The organism is Ralstonia sp. SET104, from assembly GCF_003851545.1.
Classification (GTDB): domain Bacteria; phylum Pseudomonadota; class Gammaproteobacteria; order Burkholderiales; family Burkholderiaceae; genus Ralstonia.
This window is the reverse complement of the sequence record NZ_BHVX01000009.1, coordinates 15,982-34,672: the sequence shown is the minus strand read 5'-3', so window position 1 is coordinate 34,672 and position 18,691 is coordinate 15,982. Positions and strand designations below refer to the sequence as shown.

At 64.8% G+C, this 18,691-nt stretch carries 19 protein-coding genes; 2 read left to right on the top strand and 17 right to left on the bottom strand.

The window, feature by feature from the left end; translation table 11 throughout:
• The first annotated feature begins 15 nt into the window (after positions 1-15).
• On the top strand, positions 16-870 hold the full coding sequence (gene rsmA, locus PSUB009319_RS13270) for a 16S rRNA (adenine(1518)-N(6)/adenine(1519)-N(6))-dimethyltransferase RsmA (protein WP_124382699.1): 855 nt from the start codon (positions 16-18) through the stop codon (positions 868-870).
• 90 nt (positions 871-960) lie between these two features.
• Here rsmA and PSUB009319_RS13265 read toward each other — a convergent pair whose 3' ends face one another.
• The 11 genes from PSUB009319_RS13265 to PSUB009319_RS13215 all read right to left on the bottom strand — a co-directional run bounded on the left by PSUB009319_RS13265 (position 961) and on the right by PSUB009319_RS13215 (position 12,420).
• On the bottom strand, positions 961-1,866 hold the full coding sequence (locus PSUB009319_RS13265) for a DMT family transporter (protein WP_124382698.1): 906 nt from the start codon (positions 1,864-1,866) through the stop codon (positions 961-963).
• On the bottom strand, positions 1,850-2,257 hold the full coding sequence (gene gloA, locus PSUB009319_RS13260; RefSeq protein ID WP_124382697.1) for a lactoylglutathione lyase: 408 nt from the start codon (positions 2,255-2,257) through the stop codon (positions 1,850-1,852). Before gloA ends, PSUB009319_RS13265 begins: the two co-directional genes overlap by 17 nt.
• 114 nt (positions 2,258-2,371) lie before the next feature.
• The gene (locus PSUB009319_RS13255; protein ID WP_124382696.1) at positions 2,372-3,250 is read right to left on the bottom strand and encodes a M48 family metallopeptidase; all 879 of its coding nucleotides are present in this window, start codon (positions 3,248-3,250) and stop codon (positions 2,372-2,374) included.
• The gene (locus PSUB009319_RS13250) at positions 3,247-3,999 is read right to left on the bottom strand and encodes a 1-acyl-sn-glycerol-3-phosphate acyltransferase (RefSeq protein ID WP_124382695.1); all 753 of its coding nucleotides are present in this window, start codon (positions 3,997-3,999) and stop codon (positions 3,247-3,249) included. Before PSUB009319_RS13250 ends, PSUB009319_RS13255 begins: the two co-directional genes overlap by 4 nt.
• Before the next feature lie 13 nt (positions 4,000-4,012).
• The gene (gmhB, locus tag PSUB009319_RS13245; protein ID WP_124382694.1) at positions 4,013-4,600 is read right to left on the bottom strand and encodes a D-glycero-beta-D-manno-heptose 1,7-bisphosphate 7-phosphatase; all 588 of its coding nucleotides are present in this window, start codon (positions 4,598-4,600) and stop codon (positions 4,013-4,015) included.
• Positions 4,601-4,631: 31 nt separating this feature from the next.
• Positions 4,632-6,725 (bottom strand): glycine--tRNA ligase subunit beta, encoded by a 2,094-nt coding sequence (gene glyS, locus PSUB009319_RS13240; RefSeq protein WP_124382693.1) that lies wholly within the window; start codon positions 6,723-6,725, stop codon positions 4,632-4,634.
• Positions 6,726-6,812: 87 nt separating this feature from the next.
• Positions 6,813-7,475: a hypothetical protein gene (locus PSUB009319_RS13235; protein WP_124382692.1), complete on the bottom strand. Its 663-nt coding sequence runs from the start codon at positions 7,473-7,475 to the stop codon at positions 6,813-6,815.
• Positions 7,472-8,458: a glycine--tRNA ligase subunit alpha gene (glyQ, locus tag PSUB009319_RS13230; RefSeq protein ID WP_124382691.1), complete on the bottom strand. Its 987-nt coding sequence runs from the start codon at positions 8,456-8,458 to the stop codon at positions 7,472-7,474. The genes PSUB009319_RS13235 and glyQ overlap by 4 nt, the downstream gene beginning before the upstream one ends.
• Before the next feature lie 187 nt (positions 8,459-8,645).
• Positions 8,646-10,103, bottom strand: coding sequence for an apolipoprotein N-acyltransferase (gene lnt / locus PSUB009319_RS13225; RefSeq protein WP_374704195.1), 1,458 nt, complete (start codon positions 10,101-10,103; stop codon positions 8,646-8,648).
• A 133-nt stretch (positions 10,104-10,236) separates the two neighbouring features.
• Positions 10,237-11,130 (bottom strand): HlyC/CorC family transporter, encoded by an 894-nt coding sequence (locus PSUB009319_RS13220; RefSeq protein ID WP_124382690.1) that lies wholly within the window; start codon positions 11,128-11,130, stop codon positions 10,237-10,239.
• Between the two features lie 162 nt (positions 11,131-11,292).
• Entirely contained in the window at positions 11,293-12,420 is a 1,128-nt protein-coding gene (locus PSUB009319_RS13215) for a hypothetical protein (protein ID WP_260392978.1), read from the bottom strand.
• 188 nt (positions 12,421-12,608) lie between these two features.
• Between PSUB009319_RS13215 and PSUB009319_RS22920 the strand changes: the two genes are divergently transcribed.
• A complete protein-coding gene (locus PSUB009319_RS22920) occupies positions 12,609-12,773 on the top strand; it encodes a hypothetical protein (RefSeq protein WP_185453467.1) in 165 nt (54 codons plus the stop codon).
• A 19-nt stretch (positions 12,774-12,792) separates the two neighbouring features.
• Here the strand turns inward: PSUB009319_RS22920 and ybeY are convergent, their stop codons facing one another.
• The 6 genes from ybeY to PSUB009319_RS13185 form a co-directional block, all read right to left on the bottom strand.
• Entirely contained in the window at positions 12,793-13,605 is an 813-nt protein-coding gene (gene ybeY, locus PSUB009319_RS13210; protein WP_124382689.1) for an rRNA maturation RNase YbeY, read from the bottom strand.
• Positions 13,606-13,617: 12 nt separating this feature from the next.
• A complete protein-coding gene (locus PSUB009319_RS13205; RefSeq protein ID WP_124382688.1) occupies positions 13,618-14,613 on the bottom strand; it encodes a PhoH family protein in 996 nt (331 codons plus the stop codon).
• A 21-nt stretch (positions 14,614-14,634) separates the two neighbouring features.
• The gene (gene miaB, locus PSUB009319_RS13200) at positions 14,635-15,993 is read right to left on the bottom strand and encodes a tRNA (N6-isopentenyl adenosine(37)-C2)-methylthiotransferase MiaB (protein ID WP_124382687.1); all 1,359 of its coding nucleotides are present in this window, start codon (positions 15,991-15,993) and stop codon (positions 14,635-14,637) included.
• 52 nt (positions 15,994-16,045) lie between these two features.
• Positions 16,046-16,456 carry a hypothetical protein gene (locus PSUB009319_RS13195; RefSeq protein WP_124382686.1) on the bottom strand — a complete coding sequence of 137 codons (411 nt, stop codon included), beginning with the start codon at positions 16,454-16,456 and terminating at the stop codon, positions 16,046-16,048.
• Between the two features lie 90 nt (positions 16,457-16,546).
• A complete protein-coding gene (locus PSUB009319_RS13190; protein WP_124382685.1) occupies positions 16,547-17,545 on the bottom strand; it encodes an NAD(P)/FAD-dependent oxidoreductase in 999 nt (332 codons plus the stop codon).
• A gap of 128 nt (positions 17,546-17,673) precedes the next feature.
• On the bottom strand, positions 17,674-18,582 hold the full coding sequence (locus PSUB009319_RS13185) for an OmpW family protein (protein WP_124382684.1): 909 nt from the start codon (positions 18,580-18,582) through the stop codon (positions 17,674-17,676).
• Positions 18,583-18,691: the final 109 nt, after the last annotated feature.

Here is an 18,691-nt window from a genome sequence, read left to right as displayed (position 1 = left end):
GATTTCGAGTTCGCAATGGCACGATCCACGACCGGCGTTCACCAGGGGCATCAGGCCCGCAAGCGCTTCGGCCAGAATTTCCTGGTCGATGACGGCGTGATCCACGCCATCGTTGCCGCCATTGATCCGCAGCCCGACGATGTGCTCGTCGAGATCGGCCCGGGTCTGGGCGCGCTCACCGTGCCGCTGATGGAGCGCGTGCGCACGCTGCAGGTGGTCGAGCTGGACCGCGACCTCGTCGCACGCCTGCAGAAGCGTTTCGGCGATCGGCTGATCGTGCATGCGGGCGATGCGCTGGCATTCGATTTCGGTTCGCTGCATGAGACGGGCCGACCGCTGCGCATCGTCGGCAACCTGCCATACAACATCTCGAGCCCGCTGCTGTTTCATCTGGCCACGTTCGCAGATCGCGTACGCGATCAGCACTTCATGCTGCAGAAAGAGGTGGTCGACCGCATGGTGGCGGCGCCGGGCAGCAAGGCGTTCAGCCGGCTGTCGGTGATGCTGCAGGTGCGGTATTACATGGAGCTGGTGCTGGATGTGCCGCCAGGCTCGTTCAACCCGCCGCCCAAGGTGGATTCGGCCGTGGTGCGGATGATTCCGTGGCCGGCCGACAAATCGCCGTATGCGCCGGTGGACATGCGCGCGCTGGGCACGGTGGTGACGATGGCGTTTTCGCAGCGGCGCAAGGTGTTGCGCAATACGCTGGGCGCGCTTCGCGATGTGATCGATTTCGACGCGCTCGGCTTTGACCTGAGCCGTCGCGCGGAAGAAGTGCCGGTGGAAGACTTTGTGGCGGTGGCGAACGCGCTGCCGGCCAACCGCATCGCCGGCAGTACGCCTGAAGAGACCGACGGAGGCGAATTCTGACAGCCCAGCGCCGCCTTGCCGTACTGCTAGTACTGTCTGCGGCGGCGTTGAACCGTCAGAGCCATTGCGCTTCTCTCTTGCAGCCGTCTCTTATCGAAGATTGACGAGCAGGATGCCTGAGAGCACAAGCACCGCGGCCAGCGCAAACCGCAGGCCCACCGGCTCGTGTAACAGCAACACGCCAAACGCCACGCCAAACAGCGGCGTCAAGAACGAGAACACCGACAAGCGCGACGCCAGGTAGCGGCGCAGCAGCCAGAACCACGTCAGGTAGCTGGCAAAGGCAATCAGCACGGACTGGTAGGCGAGGCTGGCAAGCGCGGTCGGTGTCAGATTGGCCGTGAAGATCTGGCCCGTGCCGGCGGCCATCATCATCAGCAGCACGGCTGACACGGCCAACTGGTACAGCAGCGTTTTGGCCACCGGCGCTTCCGACAGCTTGCTCGCACGCACGACGATGGTCGTTGCGCCCCAGAGCGCGCCGGCTGCCACACCGAGTGCATCGCCCAACGACGTCGACGAGCCGGCCGCCGGGTGCAGAATGCCATCGGCAAACGCCAGCACGATCCCCGCAAATGCAATGCCGATACCGATCCACTGGCGCGAGCGCAGATGTTCGCCCCGCACGAAAAAGTGCAGACCGAGCGCAGTGAAGATCGGCGCCGTGTAGAGGAACACCGCCATGCGCGAGGCCGTGGTGTAGCCCAGGCCGATGAAGATGCACAGGAACTCGATGCCGAACAGTACGCCGGCTATCAGGCCGCCCGGCAACGTGCCGTCGCGTACCGACAGGCACGTACCGCGCCAAAGCGCAAACGCCAGCACCAGCCCGGACGCAATCGTCGATCGCACGCCGGCCTGCATGACGGGCCCGACATCGTGCGCGGCCACCTTGATGGCCACCTGCTGGAAACCCCAACACATGCACAGCACCACCATCAGGCCGATGGCGGTGCCGTCCAGCGGACGGCGGACGGTGTCAGTGACGGTTGCCATCGGGCATTGAGCGTGCCTGGATCAGTTCGATCTTGTAGCCGTCCGGATCTTCCACAAACGCGATGATGGTGCTGCCGCCCTTGACCGGGCCGGCCTCGCGCGTGACTTTGCCACCCGCGTTGCGGATCTGGTCGCAGGCCTGCGCGGCGTTGTCGACTTCGATGGCGAGGTGGCCGAAGGCGGAGCCGAGTTCATACTCGCTCACGCCGTAGTTGTAGGTCAGCTCAATAACGGTGTTGCCGGTTTCCGGGCCGTAGCCGACGAAGGCCAGCGAGTACTTGTATTCGGGATTGTCGCTGGTGCGCAGCAATTGCATGCCGAGCACCTTGGTGTAGAAGTCGATTGAGCGCTGCATGTCGCCGACGCGCAGCATGGTGTGGAGCATTCGCATGGGGTTTCCTTCCTGGGGGACTGCGGGGAAGGCGATATTGTAGGAGGGTGTGACGGAATGTGCTGGGAGTGGCTTGGCGCGCTGTTTTTTATTGGTGCGCCACCAGCAAAAAACTCAAAAAGCGGGTAAGTACTCCGGCGGATGCGACCGGAGTTGCTCCCGCGCGTCACGAAACTCAGGAAAGATCGATTCCACCGTGTCCCAAAAACGCGGGCTGTGGTTCATCTCCTTGAGGTGCGCAAGCTCGTGTGCGACCACGTAGTCGATCAGGCTCATCGGGAAATGCACGAGCCGCCAGTTCAGGCGGATCTTGCCGTCGGCAGTGCAGCTTCCCCAGCGTGTGGCGGCGGACGACAGCGCATACGCGCTATGCCGCACGCCCAGGCGTTCTGCGTACACCTCAAGCCGTTCGCCGAAGAGGCGTCGCGCCTGCGTCTGCAGCCAACCCTGCACGCGGTCCTTGAGTTGCTGTTCAGTCGTGGTGGGCGGCAGACCCAGGTGAAGCACGCTGGTGTCGGCATCGAACATCAGCGCACCGATGGGCGACTCCAGCTTGAGCATGATCGTCTTGCCGAGGAACGGCAGCGTCGCGCCGTCCTGCCACTCCATGGGCGGCAGCATGCGGCGCGCTGCGTTCGTGCGCCATTCGGCCAGCTTGGCGAAGATCCACTTCTGCTTTTCGGCGATGGCGTGTTCGATCTCGGCCAGCGTGACCCAGCGCGGTGCCGTGATCGACAAGCCGCGGTCATCGATGACAAAACCGATGGTGCGCCGCGACGAACGCTTGAGGTTGTAGACCAGCGCGCGCTCGCCCAGCGTCAGGCGGCGCTGGTTGGGGCCCAGCGGTGCGGTGAAAAAATCGGGTGCGGGCGGGGCGAAGAGGGACGCGTCAGGCTGCTGCGACGGCGACGTGGCTTCCGGCGCGAGCAGCGGCAGCTCAAGCTGGACGCTGTCGGCGGTGGAGGGCGAAGTCGGTGGGCGCAGCAGTTTCATGCGTGCTCGCGGTAGCTATCGGCGTCGATTCTACGCATTTCTGTTTCGATCCACGCTTCGACTTCGCGGTTGAGCTCGTCGCTGGTCTTGCCGGCGGTCGAGATGGCCGGACCCACCGACAGCGTGATCAGCCCCGGGTGCTTCAGGAACGAATTGCGCGGCCACACGCGACCGGAGTTGTGGGCGATAGGGATGACCCATGCGCCGGTATCCACGGCGAAGCGCGCACCGCCGCTCTTGTAGCGCGGTTTCGGATCACCCGAGCGCGTGCGCGTGCCTTCCGGAAACATGATCACCCATGCGCCTTCGGCCATCCGTTCCTTGCCCTGACGCGCTACTGAAGCAAATGCGTTGGCGCCGTCCTTGCGGTTGATGTGCACCATCTTGAGCATGCCCAGCGCCCAGCCGAAGAACGGCACAAACAGCAGCTCACGCTTGAACACGTAGCACAGCGGGCGTGGCATGGTCGCGACATAGGCCATGGTCTCCCACGCCGACTGATGCTTGGAGAGCAGCACCACCTGCTTGTTGGTGGCAACGGCTTCTTCGATGTGCTCCCAGCCCTGGTATTGCCAGCGGATGCCCACCAGCAGGCGCGCCATCCAGATGGCGGACTTCGTCCACCCGGACACCATCCAGAACCGGCGGGCGGGGTTCATGAACGGAAACACGATAAAGCAGGCCACCGCATAGATCGGCGTCCAGACAATCAGGAAAATCAGGTACAGCAGCGAACGGATAAGAGTCATTGGGGGCGCGCATTTAAGAGGCGCAAGGGGCTCGCGTGGGCATGCCCTGGGGCGCGGGGGACAGCAGCGCGCGCGCAAACGCACGCAGGTCTTGGTGAATCTGGGTGCCCGAGGGCAGGTTGCCGGCGTCGCGGGTCTTGGTGCCCTTGCCGGTGAGTACGAGGTGCGGGACGGCGCCGACTTCTGCGCCGGCTTGCAGATCGCGCAGCGAATCGCCGACCACCGGCACGCCGGTCAGGTCGATGTCGAAACGGCGCGCGATCTCGCGAAACATGCCGGCCTTGGGCTTGCGGCATTCGCAGGCGTCCGCCGCAGTGTGCGGGCAGAAGAAGACAGCATCGACGCGCCCGCCGTAGGTGGCGAGCGCCTTGTACATCTTCTCGTGCATGGCGTTGAGCGCAGCGGCTTCAAACAGGCCGCGTCCGATACCCGACTGGTTGGTTGCCACCACCACCTGGTAGCCGGCCTGGTTCAGCTCGGCAATGGCTTCCAGGCTGCCGTCAAGGGCGATCCACTCGTCAGGTGATTTGATGAACTGGTCGCTGTCGCGGTTGATAACGCCGTCGCGGTCGAGGATCACCAGCTTGGGGACGTGGGGCATGTCGGGCTCCGGCTTTCGCTCAGTTGGCCAATCAAGCAGCCAGCTTGGAGATGTCCGCCACGCGGTTCATCAGGCTGTGCAGTTCACCCAGCAATGCGAGCCGGTTGTCGCGCAGTGCGGTGTCGTCGGCCATCACCATTACGCCGTCGAAGAAGGTATCGACCGCTTCGCGCAGGCCGGCCAGCGTCTTGAGCGCGGTGGTGAAATCGCCGCGTGCAAACGCGTCGTGCACCTGAGGCTCGGATGAGGCGACAGCTTGGTGCAGCGCGCGCTCGGCATCTTCTTTGAGCAGTTGCGGTTGCACCCCGCCGATGGCGACGTCGGTCTTCTTCAGGATGTTGGTGATGCGCTTGTTGGCGGCGGCCAGCGCTTCGGCCTGCGGCAGGGCGGCAAAGGCGCGCACGGCTTCCAGGCGCGCGACGATGTCGTCCAGGCGCTGTGGGCGCTGGCTGACCACGGCTTCCACCTCGTTGGTGCTGTAGCCCTTGTCCTTCAGGTAGCCGCGCAGGCGGTCGTACAGGAAGTCGGTGATGGCGGCGAGGTCCGGCTTGACGGCAGCGATGCCGTCGAAGCTGGCGACGGCAATCTGCAGCGCGTCGCCGATCGTCAGCGCGAGCGGCTTTTCAATCAGCATGCGCAGGATGCCCAGCGCGTGGCGGCGTAGCGCGAACGGGTCTTTCTCGCCCGTGGGTTGCAGGCCGATTCCCCAGATGCCGACCAGCGTTTCGAGCTTGTCGGCCAGCGCCACCACGGTGCCGGTGGCGGTGCTGGGCAGTGCGTCGCCGGCAAAGCGCGGCTGATAGTGCTCGGAGCAGGCCAGCGCGACGTCGTCGGGTTCACCGTCGTGGCGGGCGTAGTAGGTGCCCATCGTGCCTTGCAGCTCTGGGAACTCGCCCACCATGTCGGTCAGCAGGTCGGCCTTGGCCAGCAGCGCGCCGCGTGAGGCGTGCGCAACATCCGCGCCGAGCTTTTCGGCCAGTTGACCAGCGATGGCTTGCAGCCGCGTCACGCGCTCCAGCTGCGTGCCGATCTTGTTGTGATAGACCACGCGCGAGAGCAGCGGCACGCGGTCGGCCAGCGGCTTCTTCTTGTCCTGCTCGAAGAAGAAGCGGGCGTCGGCCAGGCGCGGGCGCACCACGCGCTCGTTGCCTTGGATGATGGCCTCGGGCGTGCCCGTGGCGATGTTCGAGACGATCAGGAAGCGGTTGCGCAGATGGCCCTGTGCATCCGTCAGCGCAAAGTACTTCTGGTTGGTCTGCATGGTCAGGATCAGGCACTCCTGCGGCACGGCGAGGAATGCTTCCTCGAAGTGACAGGGGTAGACCACGGGCCATTCGACCAGCGCGTTCACTTCGTCCAGCAGCGCTTCGGGCATGACGACCGTATCAGTGCCGGCGGTCTTGAGCAGCTCGGCGCGGATGGCTTCTTTTCGCTTGGCATAACTGGCGATGACCTTGCCCTGGGCTTCCAGCGTGCTCGCGTAGGAGGCGGCGTCCTGGATGATGATTTCGCCCGACGACAGGAAACGGTGGCCCAGCGTGATGTTGCCTGCTTGCAGGCCAAACGCGCTGACGGGAATGACCGTGCTGTCGAGCAGCGCAATCAGCTTGTGTGCTGGGCGCACGAACTGCACGTTTTCACCGTTCGGGCGCTGATACGTCATCACCTTCGGGATCGGCAGGTTGGCGATGGTTTGTGTCAGCGCGGTCTGCAGGCCGTCGGCCAGCGCGGCGCCGCGTGCGGTGTAGCGGTAGAACAGCGCTTCGGCCTTGCCGTCGGGCGCGCGTTCGAGCGATTCGGGGGCGATGACTTCCACGCCTACCGTCTTGGCCAGCGCAGCCAGTTTCTTGACGAGCGGCGCGGCGGGCTTGCCCTCGGCGTCGAAGGCGATGGTCACGGGCAGAACCTTCTCGCGCAGCTCGCGATCGGGGGCCGTGCGGCGCACGCCGGTGATCGATACAGCCAAGCGGCGTGGTGTGGCAAAGCCTTCCACGGCGGCGCCCTCTTCGAGCAGGCCTTGCGCCGACAGACCGTCAAACAGGCCGCGCGCAAACGCCTCGCCCAAGCGGGACAGCGCCTTGGGCGGCAGTTCTTCGGTCAGCAGTTCGATCAGGAGGGTGGACATAGCGTTTGAATCGGTGACGTCGTTGTTCTGCGCCGCTGGGTGTTCAAGTCAGATGCGGCGGTTACGTTGTGTTGTTCGGTTCAGTGATCAGCAGGGCGAGCCAGGCACAGGCTCCACGCCCGAGAGCAGCCACACGCCGCCCTGCTGCTGGAACTGCAACTGCGTGCCGGCGCACTGGCCCGGCGGAGGCGGCGGTGCGATCGGCGCAGGTGTGGTGCCGGGCGCAACCGCATCGCGGCGCAGGAAGCGGGCTGACAGTAGCCCGCGGCGTGCGTCGTATCGCACTTCTTGCAGCGTGCCGGACACGTTGAACTCCAGACGGCTCGGCAATTGCCCAGCCGAGCGGAACACACGCGCACGGCGCTGTGCCTTCGCCCCGGTGCCTTGCCACTCAACCCAGGTGAGCGGGAAGCGCAAGGCGGTGGCGTACGTGCGAAGCGGCACGCGGTGCCAGCCGAGGTCACGCGCACCGGACAGGTCGCAGGCCATCGTGCGTGCCAGGCTCGTCCATTGCTCGAGCGAGGGCGGAGGTGGCGTCCACGCCGTGCTCAGCGCTTGCTGCAGCGGCTTGGAGTCGGCCACGCAAAGCTGCGTCAGGGTGCTGGGCACGACAAAAATCTTCTCCGCCGATGCCGCCGGTTTGGACGCGCGATGCCGCGCCGCTTGAGCAACGCTTGCCGGCAGCGCCAGCGTGGCGATCGACGCTGCCGTCAGCAGCGCCAGGCCACGCTGTGCACGAATCGCCGTCATGCAGCCTCCGTGGCCGTGGCGGGGGTTGTTGTCGTGCCGCACATCGGGAAGCCCAGCCGCTCGCGCGAGTCGTAATAGGCCTGCGCGACCAGGCGCGACAGGTTGCGGATGCGGCCGATGTAGGCCGCGCGCTCCGTCACTGAAATGGCGCCACGTGCGTCCAGCAGGTTGAAGGTGTGGCCAGCCTTGAGCACTTGCTCGTAGGCGGGCAAGGCGAGTTGCACGACCGGTGCGTCGCCATCGGCGGCGGCATCACCTTCTGCGCGCACGCCCATCAGGCGTTTGGCCTCGGCTTCGTGCTCGGCAAAGCGGCGGAACAGGACGGTCGTATCGGCCTGTTCGAAGTTGTAGGTCGACTGCTCGACTTCGTTCTGGTGATAAACGTCACCGTAGGTCAGGCGGCGTTTCACGGGGCCGTTGGGGCCCGGTTCTTCCCACTCGGTCCAGATCAGGTCGTAGATGTTCTCGACCTTCTGGATGTACATCGCCAGGCGTTCAATGCCGTAGGTGATCTCGCCGGTCACGGGCTTGCAGTCCAGGCCGCCCACTTGCTGGAAGTACGTGAACTGCGTGACTTCCATGCCGTTGAGCCAGACTTCCCAGCCCAGGCCCCAAGCGCCGAGTGTGGGGTTTTCCCAGTCGTCTTCCACGAAGCGCACGTCGTTCTGCTTCAAGTCCAAGCCCAGCGCTTCCAGCGAACCCAGGTACAGGTCGAGGATGTTTTCCGGCGCGGGCTTGAGCACCACCTGGTATTGGTAGTAGTGCTGCAGGCGGTTTGGGTTCTCGCCATAGCGGCCGTCCTTGGGGCGGCGCGACGGTTGCACATAGGCTGCGCGCCAAGGCTCGGGGCCGATCGCGCGCAGGAAGGTGTGCACGTGTGAGGTGCCGGCGCCGACTTCGAGGTCGATCGGTTGAAGCAGGGCGCAGCCCTGGGCGTCCCAGTACGACTGCAGCTTGAGGATGAGTTGCTGGAAGGTGAGCATGGTGGTACCCGTTGGTCCGCTGTGGCACGGAGCGATGCTGTGCGCCGTGCGGCGGTGGAATGCAGTGGGCGGCACGCAAGCGCATGGCTACGCGGTTACGTGCATGAGCGCCGTAAAACGTTGAATTTTAGCGTTTTTTGTCAGCCGCCCCATAAAGTGGCTCGAAAGCCTCCGGGGCGCCGAACGATCAATCCGCCTTTGCCTTGCGGCGACGCACGAATGCGATCAGCAGCACCAGCGCGCCCACGCCCAGCGCAGGCGCATTGCCAGCCCGCACAAACGGCGTCAGGCCCTGTGTGCCTTGCACGTCCGCCTGCAGTGTGCCCAGCGTAAACACCGGCAGGCGCGCCTGAACGCTGCCGTCCGGGCGCACCACGGCGGTGGCGCCGGTGTTGGTGGCGCGCAGCATCGGCCGCCCCGTCTCCAGCGCACGCATGCGCGAGATCTGCAGGTGCTGATCCAACGCAATCGTGTCGCCAAACCACGCCAGGTTCGTCACGTTGGCGAGCATCGTGGCCGGCTGGTCCGCATGCCGCAGCGACGCGGCAATCTCTTCGCCAAACAAATCTTCGTAACAGATGTTGGGAGCGAGATACTGCCCAGCAACGGACATGGGCGGCTGCACCGGCAGGCCGCGCCGGAAGTCGCCCAGCGGCATGTTCATCATGTTGACGAACCAGTGGAAGCCGAACGGGATGAACTCGCCGAAGGGTACAAGGTGGTGCTTGTTGTAGCGGTACACGCCCTGAAATTGCGGGCCGACGCCGAACACGCTGTTGGTGTAGTCGACGCGCGAGTCCTCACTGGCCGCGCCGAAGAGCACGCTGGAGCCGGTGGTATCCACATACGTGCGGATGGCCAGCGCGATTTCCTGCGGCATCTCCTGGATCATGATCGGGAAGGCCGTCTCGGGCGTGATCACCAACTGCGCGGGCTTCTCGGTCACCATCTTGGTGTACAGCTCCAGCGAGCGCTCGATGCCGGTCTGCTGGAACTTCACGTCCTGCGGCACGTTGCCTTGCAGGAGGCGCACGGAGATCGGCTTGCCCACTGGCTGTGTCCACGCGATGCCGTGCAGCGGCCAGCCGGCCACAAGCACGATCGCGCCCGCGATGCCCGCCAGCCAGTGCAAGCGGCGTTCCGCAGCCACGCACAGCAGGCCCGCCAGCACGGCGGCAATCAGCACGATGCCGTACACGCCCACCAGCGGCGCGTAGCCGGCCAGTGGGCCATCGGTGTGCGCGTAGCCGCCGTTGATCCAGGGAAAGCCCGTCCACACGGTGCCGCGCAGCCATTCCGTGACGGCCCATGCAGCGCCGAACACCAGCGCCGATGCGGTACCAGACCACCGTCCGCGTCTCGTCAGCCACTGCCACGCCCATACCGCCAGCGCCGGATGCAGCGCCAGATAGCCCGCGAACAGCAGCACCGCCAGCGCAGCCATCCACGCCGGCATGTCGCCGTAGACGTGCATGCTGATATAGAGCCACCAGACGCCCGAGAGGAACCAGCCGAGCCCGAAGGCATAGCCAACCCACGCAGCATCCCGCAAGCGTGGCGCGCGCTGCACGAGCGCGGCCAGCCCTGTCAGCGAGAGAATCTGCAGCCACCACCAGTGGTTCGGCGCGAACGACAGCGTGTGCATGACGCCCAGCAACGCCGCCAGCGGCAGCGCTGCCTTACGTCGTGCAATAGACAGCCCTGCGAGCGGCACAGCGTGAGCGTCCTGCCGGCGGGATGATGCGGCAGGGGAAGAGAACTGAGCGGGCACGGAAGGATCAGACGGGGTGAGAACCAGAGGTGTCGGCCGCAGCATTGCCGCCGGCCGGCGTGGTAAGGCGGCGCACGAGCAGCACCTGCACCTGGCGCGCATCGGCGCGCAGTACGTCGAACTGCAGTGTGCCCATGACGATCTTCTCGCCCCGATGCGGCACGCGGCCCAGGTGGTTGGACAGCAGCCCGCCTACGGTATCGACGTCTTCGTCGGAGAAATGCGTGCCAAAGGCTTCGTTGAACTGGCTGATTTCGGTCAGGCCGCGCACGCGCATGTGGCCATCGGCGGTGGGCAGGATGTTGTCTTCTTCCTGGTCGAAGTCGTATTCGTCTTCGATGTCGCCGACGATCTGCTCCAGCACGTCTTCGATGGTGATAAGGCCAGCCACGCCGCCGTATTCATCGACGACGATAGCGATGTGATTGCGGTTGACGCGGAAGTCGCGCAACAGCACGTTCAGACGCTTGGATTCGGGGATGAACACGGCCGGGCGCAGCATGTCGCGCACGTCAAAGTCTTCATCGGTATAGAAGCGCAGCAGATCCTTGGCCAGCAGGATGCCGATGATGTTGTCGCGGCTACCTTCGTAGACCGGGAAGCGCGAATGCGCGGCTTCCTGCACGAAGGGGATGAACTCGGACGGTGCGTCGGCGATGTTGAGCGCGTCCATCTGCGCGCGCGGGATCATGATGTCGCGCGCACACAGGTCTGAGACCTGGAAGACGCCTTCGATCATCGACAGGGAGTCGGCGTCGATGAGGCTGCGCGCATGGGCGTCTTGGAGGATTTCGAGCAGCTCGGCCCGCGATTCGGGCTCGGGCGAGATGAGGTCGGTCAGGCGTTCCAGCAGCGAGCGGGGTTTGTCGGCTGGCTTCGGACTGGGATACGGATCATTCATGGCGCGGTCGCGCGTCGTTAAACATCGGGCCAGCATACACCAAAAGGCCCGCCGTCCCGATGACGCGGGGTGGCCGCCCGGCCCACAGAAGTGCTTCGAATCTCACATCTGGAGGCCGGGTTCAGGCAGTAAAACGCGGACGACCTGCCAAGGTGGGGGCGGTCAGTCATTGCCGTTGCCGCCTTCGATGTTCTGGTGATTGTCGTTCTCGCCCCGGTCGTTGTTGCCGTGATGATGGCCCTGGCTGCTCCGGTCGTTGCCGTCGCCACCGTGGTCGTGGTCTGCACCATGATTGCCATTACCACCGCCGTCGCCGTCGTGATGGCCGTTGTGGTTGTCGTCCCTGTCATGGTGGCCGTTGTTGCCGTGGTGACCATTGCTGCCATGGTCGTGGTCACCGCCATGATGGCCGTCACCGCCGTGGTCATGGTCACCATGGTCGCCGGGGTGATCCGGATGGGGCGGATGCACGGGGTGTGGCGGGTGGTCCGGGTGTGGCGGATGCACCGGGTGCGGTGGGTGCACTGGATGATGAGTCGGCACCGGCACCGGCACCGGCACCGGAGTCGGAGTCGGAGTCGGAGTCGGAGTCGGAGTCGGCGTTGGTGTTGGCGTTGGTGTCGATGTCGGCGTCGGGCTCGGGCTCGGGCTCGGGCTCGGGCTCGGGCTCGGTGTGGGTGTTGGCGATGGGGTCGGGCCGGGACTCGGCGTGGCGCCGGGTGTGGGGGCCGGTGTGGGGCTCGGCTTGGAAGGCGGCGGCGCGTTGTTGCCGTTGGAGGGTGGCGCGTCGTTGTTGCTCGTCGGCGTGGTCGCCGCCGGTGCCGGTTCTGCGGGATGCGAATTGCTGTGATACCGGCCCAGCGTGCTGGCGCCGCCGTAGGCCGTCCATCGGCCCGCGATTTCCATGTCGACCCCTGCGAGCCAGTGGTTGCCCGTGGCACCGACACCCACCAGTGCCTTGCTGGTCGCAAAGTCGTAGCCGCCGCCGATGAGTGCCTGCACGCTGGTGCTGCCGACCACCGCCTGCACGCGCGGCCGAATGGTGCCCTGCGCGATCATCAGGTTCACTTCCGCGCCGACCACGTTGTTGCTATCAGAGATGTTGACCGTGCGACAGCCGACCACCGCACCCGGCTGCCACGCGCCGTCAAACACAACGACGATGCCCGCATAGCACGATTGCTTGTGATCAGCGTGTGCGGTTCGTGGCGCGATCGCGAGTGCTGTGCCGACACCCACGCCAACCAGCAGCGTGGTCCACGGAATGCTGTCCATGAAGCGTTGACGCATGATGCCCTCCCCGCAGAGGCCGTACCCATCTGTGCGCGGGTTGGCCCACGGCGCTCGTTTGCGCCGAGTTCGTTAAGCGCGCGCGAGTGGCGGCCTATGCGTCGAGGATAGAAATCGCTACGGCAAAGCCCATGCGCCATACGGAGAGCGGCGCGGGTGCCGGATGGCCGACGGCCAGTGCGACGTGTATGCGCGATTCGAACGGCGCGGCCATGAGCCGAATGGCGGAAGGAAACCTGCAAACCATTGTCAGGACTTGGTTTGCGCCAATGCAGGTTGATTCAGCGTTGAAACAGCACGCTACAAAAATGGAACACGTAAAAGCACAACGCCGGCGCGAAGCCGGCGTTTGAACATCATGCGTGTTGCGCGTTAACGATCTGCGTACGGATTGGCAAAACCGAGCTCGCCAAGGATCTCCGTTTCGATGCCTTCCATCTCCTTGGCATCGGCCGCATTTTCGTGGTCATAGCCCTGGGCGTGCAGCGCGCCGTGCACGATCAGATGCGCGTAGTGCGCGAGCAGCGGCTTCTTCTGCTCCTTCGCTTCCTTTTCGACCACCGCGCAGCACAGCACGATGTCGGCTGAGACCGGGTCTTCCGCGCTCTCTGCGTACGAGAAGGTCAGCACGTTGGTGGCGTAGTCCTTGCCGCGGTAGGTGCGGTTGAGCATGCGGCCTTCTTCCTCGCCGACAAAGCGCACATTGAGCTGTGCATCGGCAAACAGCGCCGGGGCGATCCACGCTTCAATGTCGCGTTCTTTCGGCAACGCCTTGCGGGCGGCGGCCTTGAGTTCATCGCCGTGCTGCACCGTCAGGTCGAGCGTGAGCATCTCGGCGCCTGCGGTGTCTTCGTCGAAGGCTTCTTCCGTGGAGTCTGCCAATTCAGCGGCCTGCGTTTCGATGCGCAACGTGATGCTGTCGTGGTGCTCGGGGCGCAGCGAGAGCATGGCGTGCATGTCGGCATCGGCGTGTTCGGCAACCAGGGTGATCACGCCATCCACGGTGTTCGGCAAGCCGAGGATCAGGCTGCGGCCATCGGCAAAAGCGATGCGCAGCGCGCTGGCGTCGACCGTCTTGGGCTTGCCTTGGGCGTCGAACACGTCGACGCGCGGGCCGAGTGACTCTGCGGCCGCAGGTTGGGTTTTCTTGGTTTTTGCTTTGGTATCGGTCTTTGCTTTAGCCACGTTCAGGCGTCCTTATGCGTCTTTATGCTGGGCATGGAATTCGTCATAGGCCTCGACGATGCGGGCCACCAGCGGGTGCCGCACCACGTCGACGCTGGTAAAGCGCGTCATCGCTACGCCGCGCACGTCACGCAGCACGTGCTGCGCTTCAATCAGGCCGCTCTTCTGGCCGCGCGGCAGGTCGATCTGCGTGGTGTCGCCGGTGATCACCGCCTTGGAGCCGAAGCCGATCCGGGTAAGGAACATCTTCATCTGTTCCGGCGTGGTGTTCTGTGCTTCGTCCAGGATGATGAAGGCGTGGTTGAGCGTGCGCCCGCGCATGTACGCAAGCGGCGCAATCTCGATCATCTGGCGCTCGAACATCTTCTGCGTCTTGTCAAAGCCGAGCAGGTCGTACAGCGCGTCATACAGCGGGCGCAGGTAAGGGTCCACCTTCTGGGCGAGGTCACCGGGCAGGAAGCCCAGGCGCTCACCGGCTTCCACCGCCGGGCGTGTCAGCACGATGCGCTTGATGGCGTCGCGTTCCAGCGCATCCACTGCGCAGGCGACTGCCAGATACGTTTTGCCCGTGCCCGCCGGGCCAATGCCGAACGACAGGTCGTGCGAGAGGATGCTGCGCAGGTATTCGCGCTGCATTGGCGTGCGGCCATGCAGATCGGTGCGCCGCGTATGCAGCACGGGGGACAGATCGTTGCCGTCCGGCACCTCGGTGCTCGATTCCGGCAGGTAAGCGCCGTGCGCGGCCACCTGGCGGGTTTCCACCAGACCAAGCTGGATATCGTCCACCGACAGCGGGTCGCGCGCGGCGCTGTTATAGAACGTTTCCAGCGCGTTGGCTGCGCCTTGCGCGTTGGCGCCGCGCACGGTGAACTTGCTGCCGCGCCGGTTGATGGTCACGTCCAGCGCCTGCTCGATCTGGCGCAGGTTTTCGTCCAGCGGCCCGCACAGGTTCTGCAGGCGCGTGTTGTCGTTCTTCGGCGCCGTGAATTCTGCGATGGTGGGTTTCATCAAATCAGGTCGTGTTGATGATCAGTGTGTTGTGCCGACCGCAACTTCACCGCGCAACGAGTGCGGGAAGGCATGCACGATGCGCACGTCCAGCATCTGGCCGATCAATTGATCGCGGCGTGCCTGTGGCAGGTCGGGCAGCGCGAAGTTGACCACGCGGTTGTTCTCGGTGCGGCCGTGCAGCTCGGTCGGGTCTTTGCGCGACGGGCCTTCGACCAGGATGCGCTGCACGCTGCCGACCATGCCTTGACTGATGCGCGCGACGTTCGCTTCGATGGTCGCTTGCAAATGTTTCAGGCGTTCGAGCTTGACAGCCTGCGGCGTATCGTCGTGCAGGTTGGCCGCCGGCGTGCCGGGGCGCGGGCTGTAGATGAAGCTGAACGAGGTGTCGTAGCCGATCTCGTGGATCAGGTCCATCGTCTTGGCGAAGTCCGCATCGGTCTCGCCTGGAAAGCCGACGATGAAGTCGGTGGCGATCGAGATGTTCGGCCGGATCGCACGCAGCTTTCGGATGCTGCTCTTGTATTCGAGCACCGTGTAGCCGCGCTTCATCGCCATCAGGATGCGGTCGGAGCCGTGCTGCACGGGCAGGTGCAGGTGGTCGACCAGCTTCGGGTTGGTGGCATACGCCTCGATCAGGCGCGAGGAGAATTCCTTCGGGTGGCTGGTCGTATAGCGAATGCGCTCGATGCCCGGAATCTCAGCCACGTACTCCAGCAGCAGCGCGAAGTCCGCGCGCTCGCTGGTGTCGCCCATCTTGCCAATGTAGGCATTCACGTTCTGACCGAGCAGCGTGACTTCACGCACGCCCTGTTCGGCCAGACCAGCCACTTCGGCCAGCACGTCATCAAACGGGCGCGAGACCTCTTCGCCGCGCGTGTAGGGCACGACGCAGTAGCTGCAGTACTTTGAGCAGCCTTCCATGATCGACACGAAGGCGCTCGCGCCATCCACACGCGCGGGCGGCAGGTGGTCGAACTTTTCGATCTCGGGGAAGGACACGTCGACCTGCGAGCGGCCCGTGCGGCGGCGCGCTGCGATCAGGTCCGGCAGGCGGTGCAGCGTCTGCGGGCCGAAGACGACGTCTACGTAAGGCGCGCGCGCCACGATGGACGCGCCTTCCTGGCTCGCCACGCAGCCGCCAACGCCAACCACGAGGTCCGGCTTGAGGGCCTTGAGCGCTTTCACGCGACCGAGTTCGGAGAACACCTTCTCCTGCGCCTTCTCGCGCACGGAGCACGTGTTGAAGAGGATCACGTCCGCATCTTCGGGCGTGTCGGTGGGAACGAGACCTTCAGCCGCGTTGAGCACGTCGGACATCTTGTCCGAGTCGTACTCGTTCATCTGGCAGCCGTAGGTTTTGATGAAGACTTTTTTCATGTGCCGTTCACAGTGGTTGACCTGGGGGCACGTGCTTCGTGGGGTGTTCTGACTACTGGGACTGCGTTTGCGCCTGACTTTGCGCCGCCACCGCAGCCTTGTAGTCGTCATCGCTGACAACCCAGGCTGTCAGCAACTGCTGATACAGGTCGAGCTGATAGCGCACCTTGAACGTCTGGCCAACCACCGAACCGGTCGGCAGCAGACGCCCATCCAGCGACAGAATCCGCACGCCCGGGGCAAAGCGGATATCGGTGCTGCTGCTCCCAAAGCCCAACAGCAGGATACGAACGACGCCGGTGCTGCCGGTACTCAGCGTGCCGGTGTTGGCCGAATTGACGGTCAACTGGGCTACCGGGGCCGTCGCCGGAATATTGCGCAGCACTTGCGCATGGGACAGCAGCGGCGCCGATGCCACAACGGCAGCAAAGGCTAGGGTGAGGACTTGGCGTCGGGTGCACATGGCGTCGTCAGGAGAAAGCCACCGCCGGGTGAGCGACCCGGCACACGAAACACGAGACAACCCGCCATTGTAACGTTCCTGGGCGAAGTCTTATAGCGCTTCGGCAATCTTGGCTGCCAGCGCCACACCGCTCAAGAACGCGGCTTCCACGCGCGGGCCTTCGCACCAGTCGCCACAGGCGCCCAGGCGTGTGGCGGCATCCCAGTGGCAAGGCAGGCCGGCTGAGGTTTCCACCAGCGCGTGTGGCCACAGGTGCGCGGCCATTACGTCGGGCTCCGGTGTGCCCGGGAAGGCCTCGGCAAAGCGGGTGCGCATGGCGTGCAACGCCTGCTCTGGCGTGTCTTTGGCATGTGCGGCAGACCAGCCCGGCGACGCATGCACCACCCAGGATTCATCGACCATCACGCGGCCCGGTTTAGTGTTGTCGCGGGCAGCCCAGGCGAGCATGTCGTCGTCGATGCGGATACCGTCATACGGCAGATCCAGCGGTTGCGCAAAACCCATCATCAGCGCCCAGCAGGGGGCGTAGCGCACCGGAGCGATGGTCTCCTGCAGCGAAGCCGGCGTGGCACCGTGAAACAGGGCCGGCAACTCTGGCGCGGGCAAGGCCAGAGCGATGATGTCAGCGTGGGCGGTGTCAGTGCCGTTGCGCTCGATCGTCCAGCGCCGGCCGTCGTGGGCCACACGCGTGACGGCGTAGCCCAAGCGCACATCCAGCGGCGCTGCCAGGCTGCGCACCAGCGCGCCCATGCCGGGCAGGCCCACGTAGCGGGCTTCGTCGCGCGAGTCGGCTAGCAGGGCATTGGCTGTGCGATGGCCCCAGCGCGCAGGCCACGGCAGCACCGAACCCTGGCGGCCGGCGGCATCCACCGCGCGGCGGAAGGCCTCGCTGCGCACGTTGAACGACTGCGCGCCGTGATCGAACGCATACGCCGGGGCCGCCTCGGGCAGCACGGTGGTGGCCAGCCGGCCCCCTACGCCGCCCGCGCGCTCATAGACCGTGGTGGTGATGCCTTCTGCGGCAAGCGCGTTGGCACAGGCAACACCGGCAATGCCGGCTCCGACGATGGCGATGGAAGGCTGGGTCATAGATGTGACGTGGGGTGCAGGGCGAGAATCCGGAATCGGGATGGAAAAGCCCCGCCATGATATCGGGTCGCGCCCCAATGAAAAACGCCACCCGGAGGTGGCGTTTCGCGATGAGGCAACGCTGCCGCTCAGAACTTGTAACCCACGGCCAGCCCAAACACGATCGGATCGACCTTGATATCGGTCTTGTTGACCGCCAGCACTTGGCCTTGCTGGCTGCGGATCGTGATGGTGGAGGTCGTCTTCAGCGGCAGGTAAGACACCGTGCCGATGGCGGTCCAGTTCTTGGCGAACTCATACGACACGCCCACGTTGGCGACCGGCGTCCACGAGCTGGACGTTTCCGCCGTCACCTTGGCCGGGCCCGTCGGCACCTGTCCCATGCCGAGCTGCAGCACCTGCCCGAGGTTTTGCAGCGCGTTGACGAAGTTCGAGTTCAGCCGCAGGTTGGTGAAGAAGTTGTAGCTGACGCCGCCGCCGATGAACGGGCGGAACTTGCTTTCCTTGGTGCCGAAATAGTACTGCGCGACGATCGCCGGGCTCCATTCACGCACGGTGGCGACCGGGTTGTTTTGCGGCAGGCCCAGGTTGATGAGCGTCAGCGGCCCGACAACGGGCACCGGCGCGATCACGTTGCCGCTGCCGTACAGGTTGAACTTGGGCGGCACGCCACCCACGAACGTGCCGGCGATGTTGTCGGTAAAGAAGTGCGTGAACGTGAGCGACAGCGTATTGGCGTTACTGACTCGCACGTCAGTTCCGGGCGATTGGTAAGTGCCCAGGCCCAGCGCGCCGGTGGTGGTGGTCAGCGGCGTGGCCGAATCCATCGGGCGGATGTAGAACCAGCCCAGCGCCATGACGTTGCGACCCCAGACGTAGTTGTCCATAAAGCCGCTGAACCCGCCGCTGTTGCCAGTGCTGGCGCTTGCGGAGACGTTGGCCTCTGCGGTCGATTGTGCTTGGGCGAGGGGAGCAGCAAGAGTGCTGGCGGCAGCGCAGGCGAGTGCTGCGGCAAAGCGGCGGGCGGAGCGGTTCATGTGATTGTCTCTCTGGATTGGATTGTTATAACGCCGAGGTGTGGCGATTTGTGTTTCCGCAGCATAACGCAGCGCTTTTGTTACGTTATGCCGCGATGATCGAAGTTTT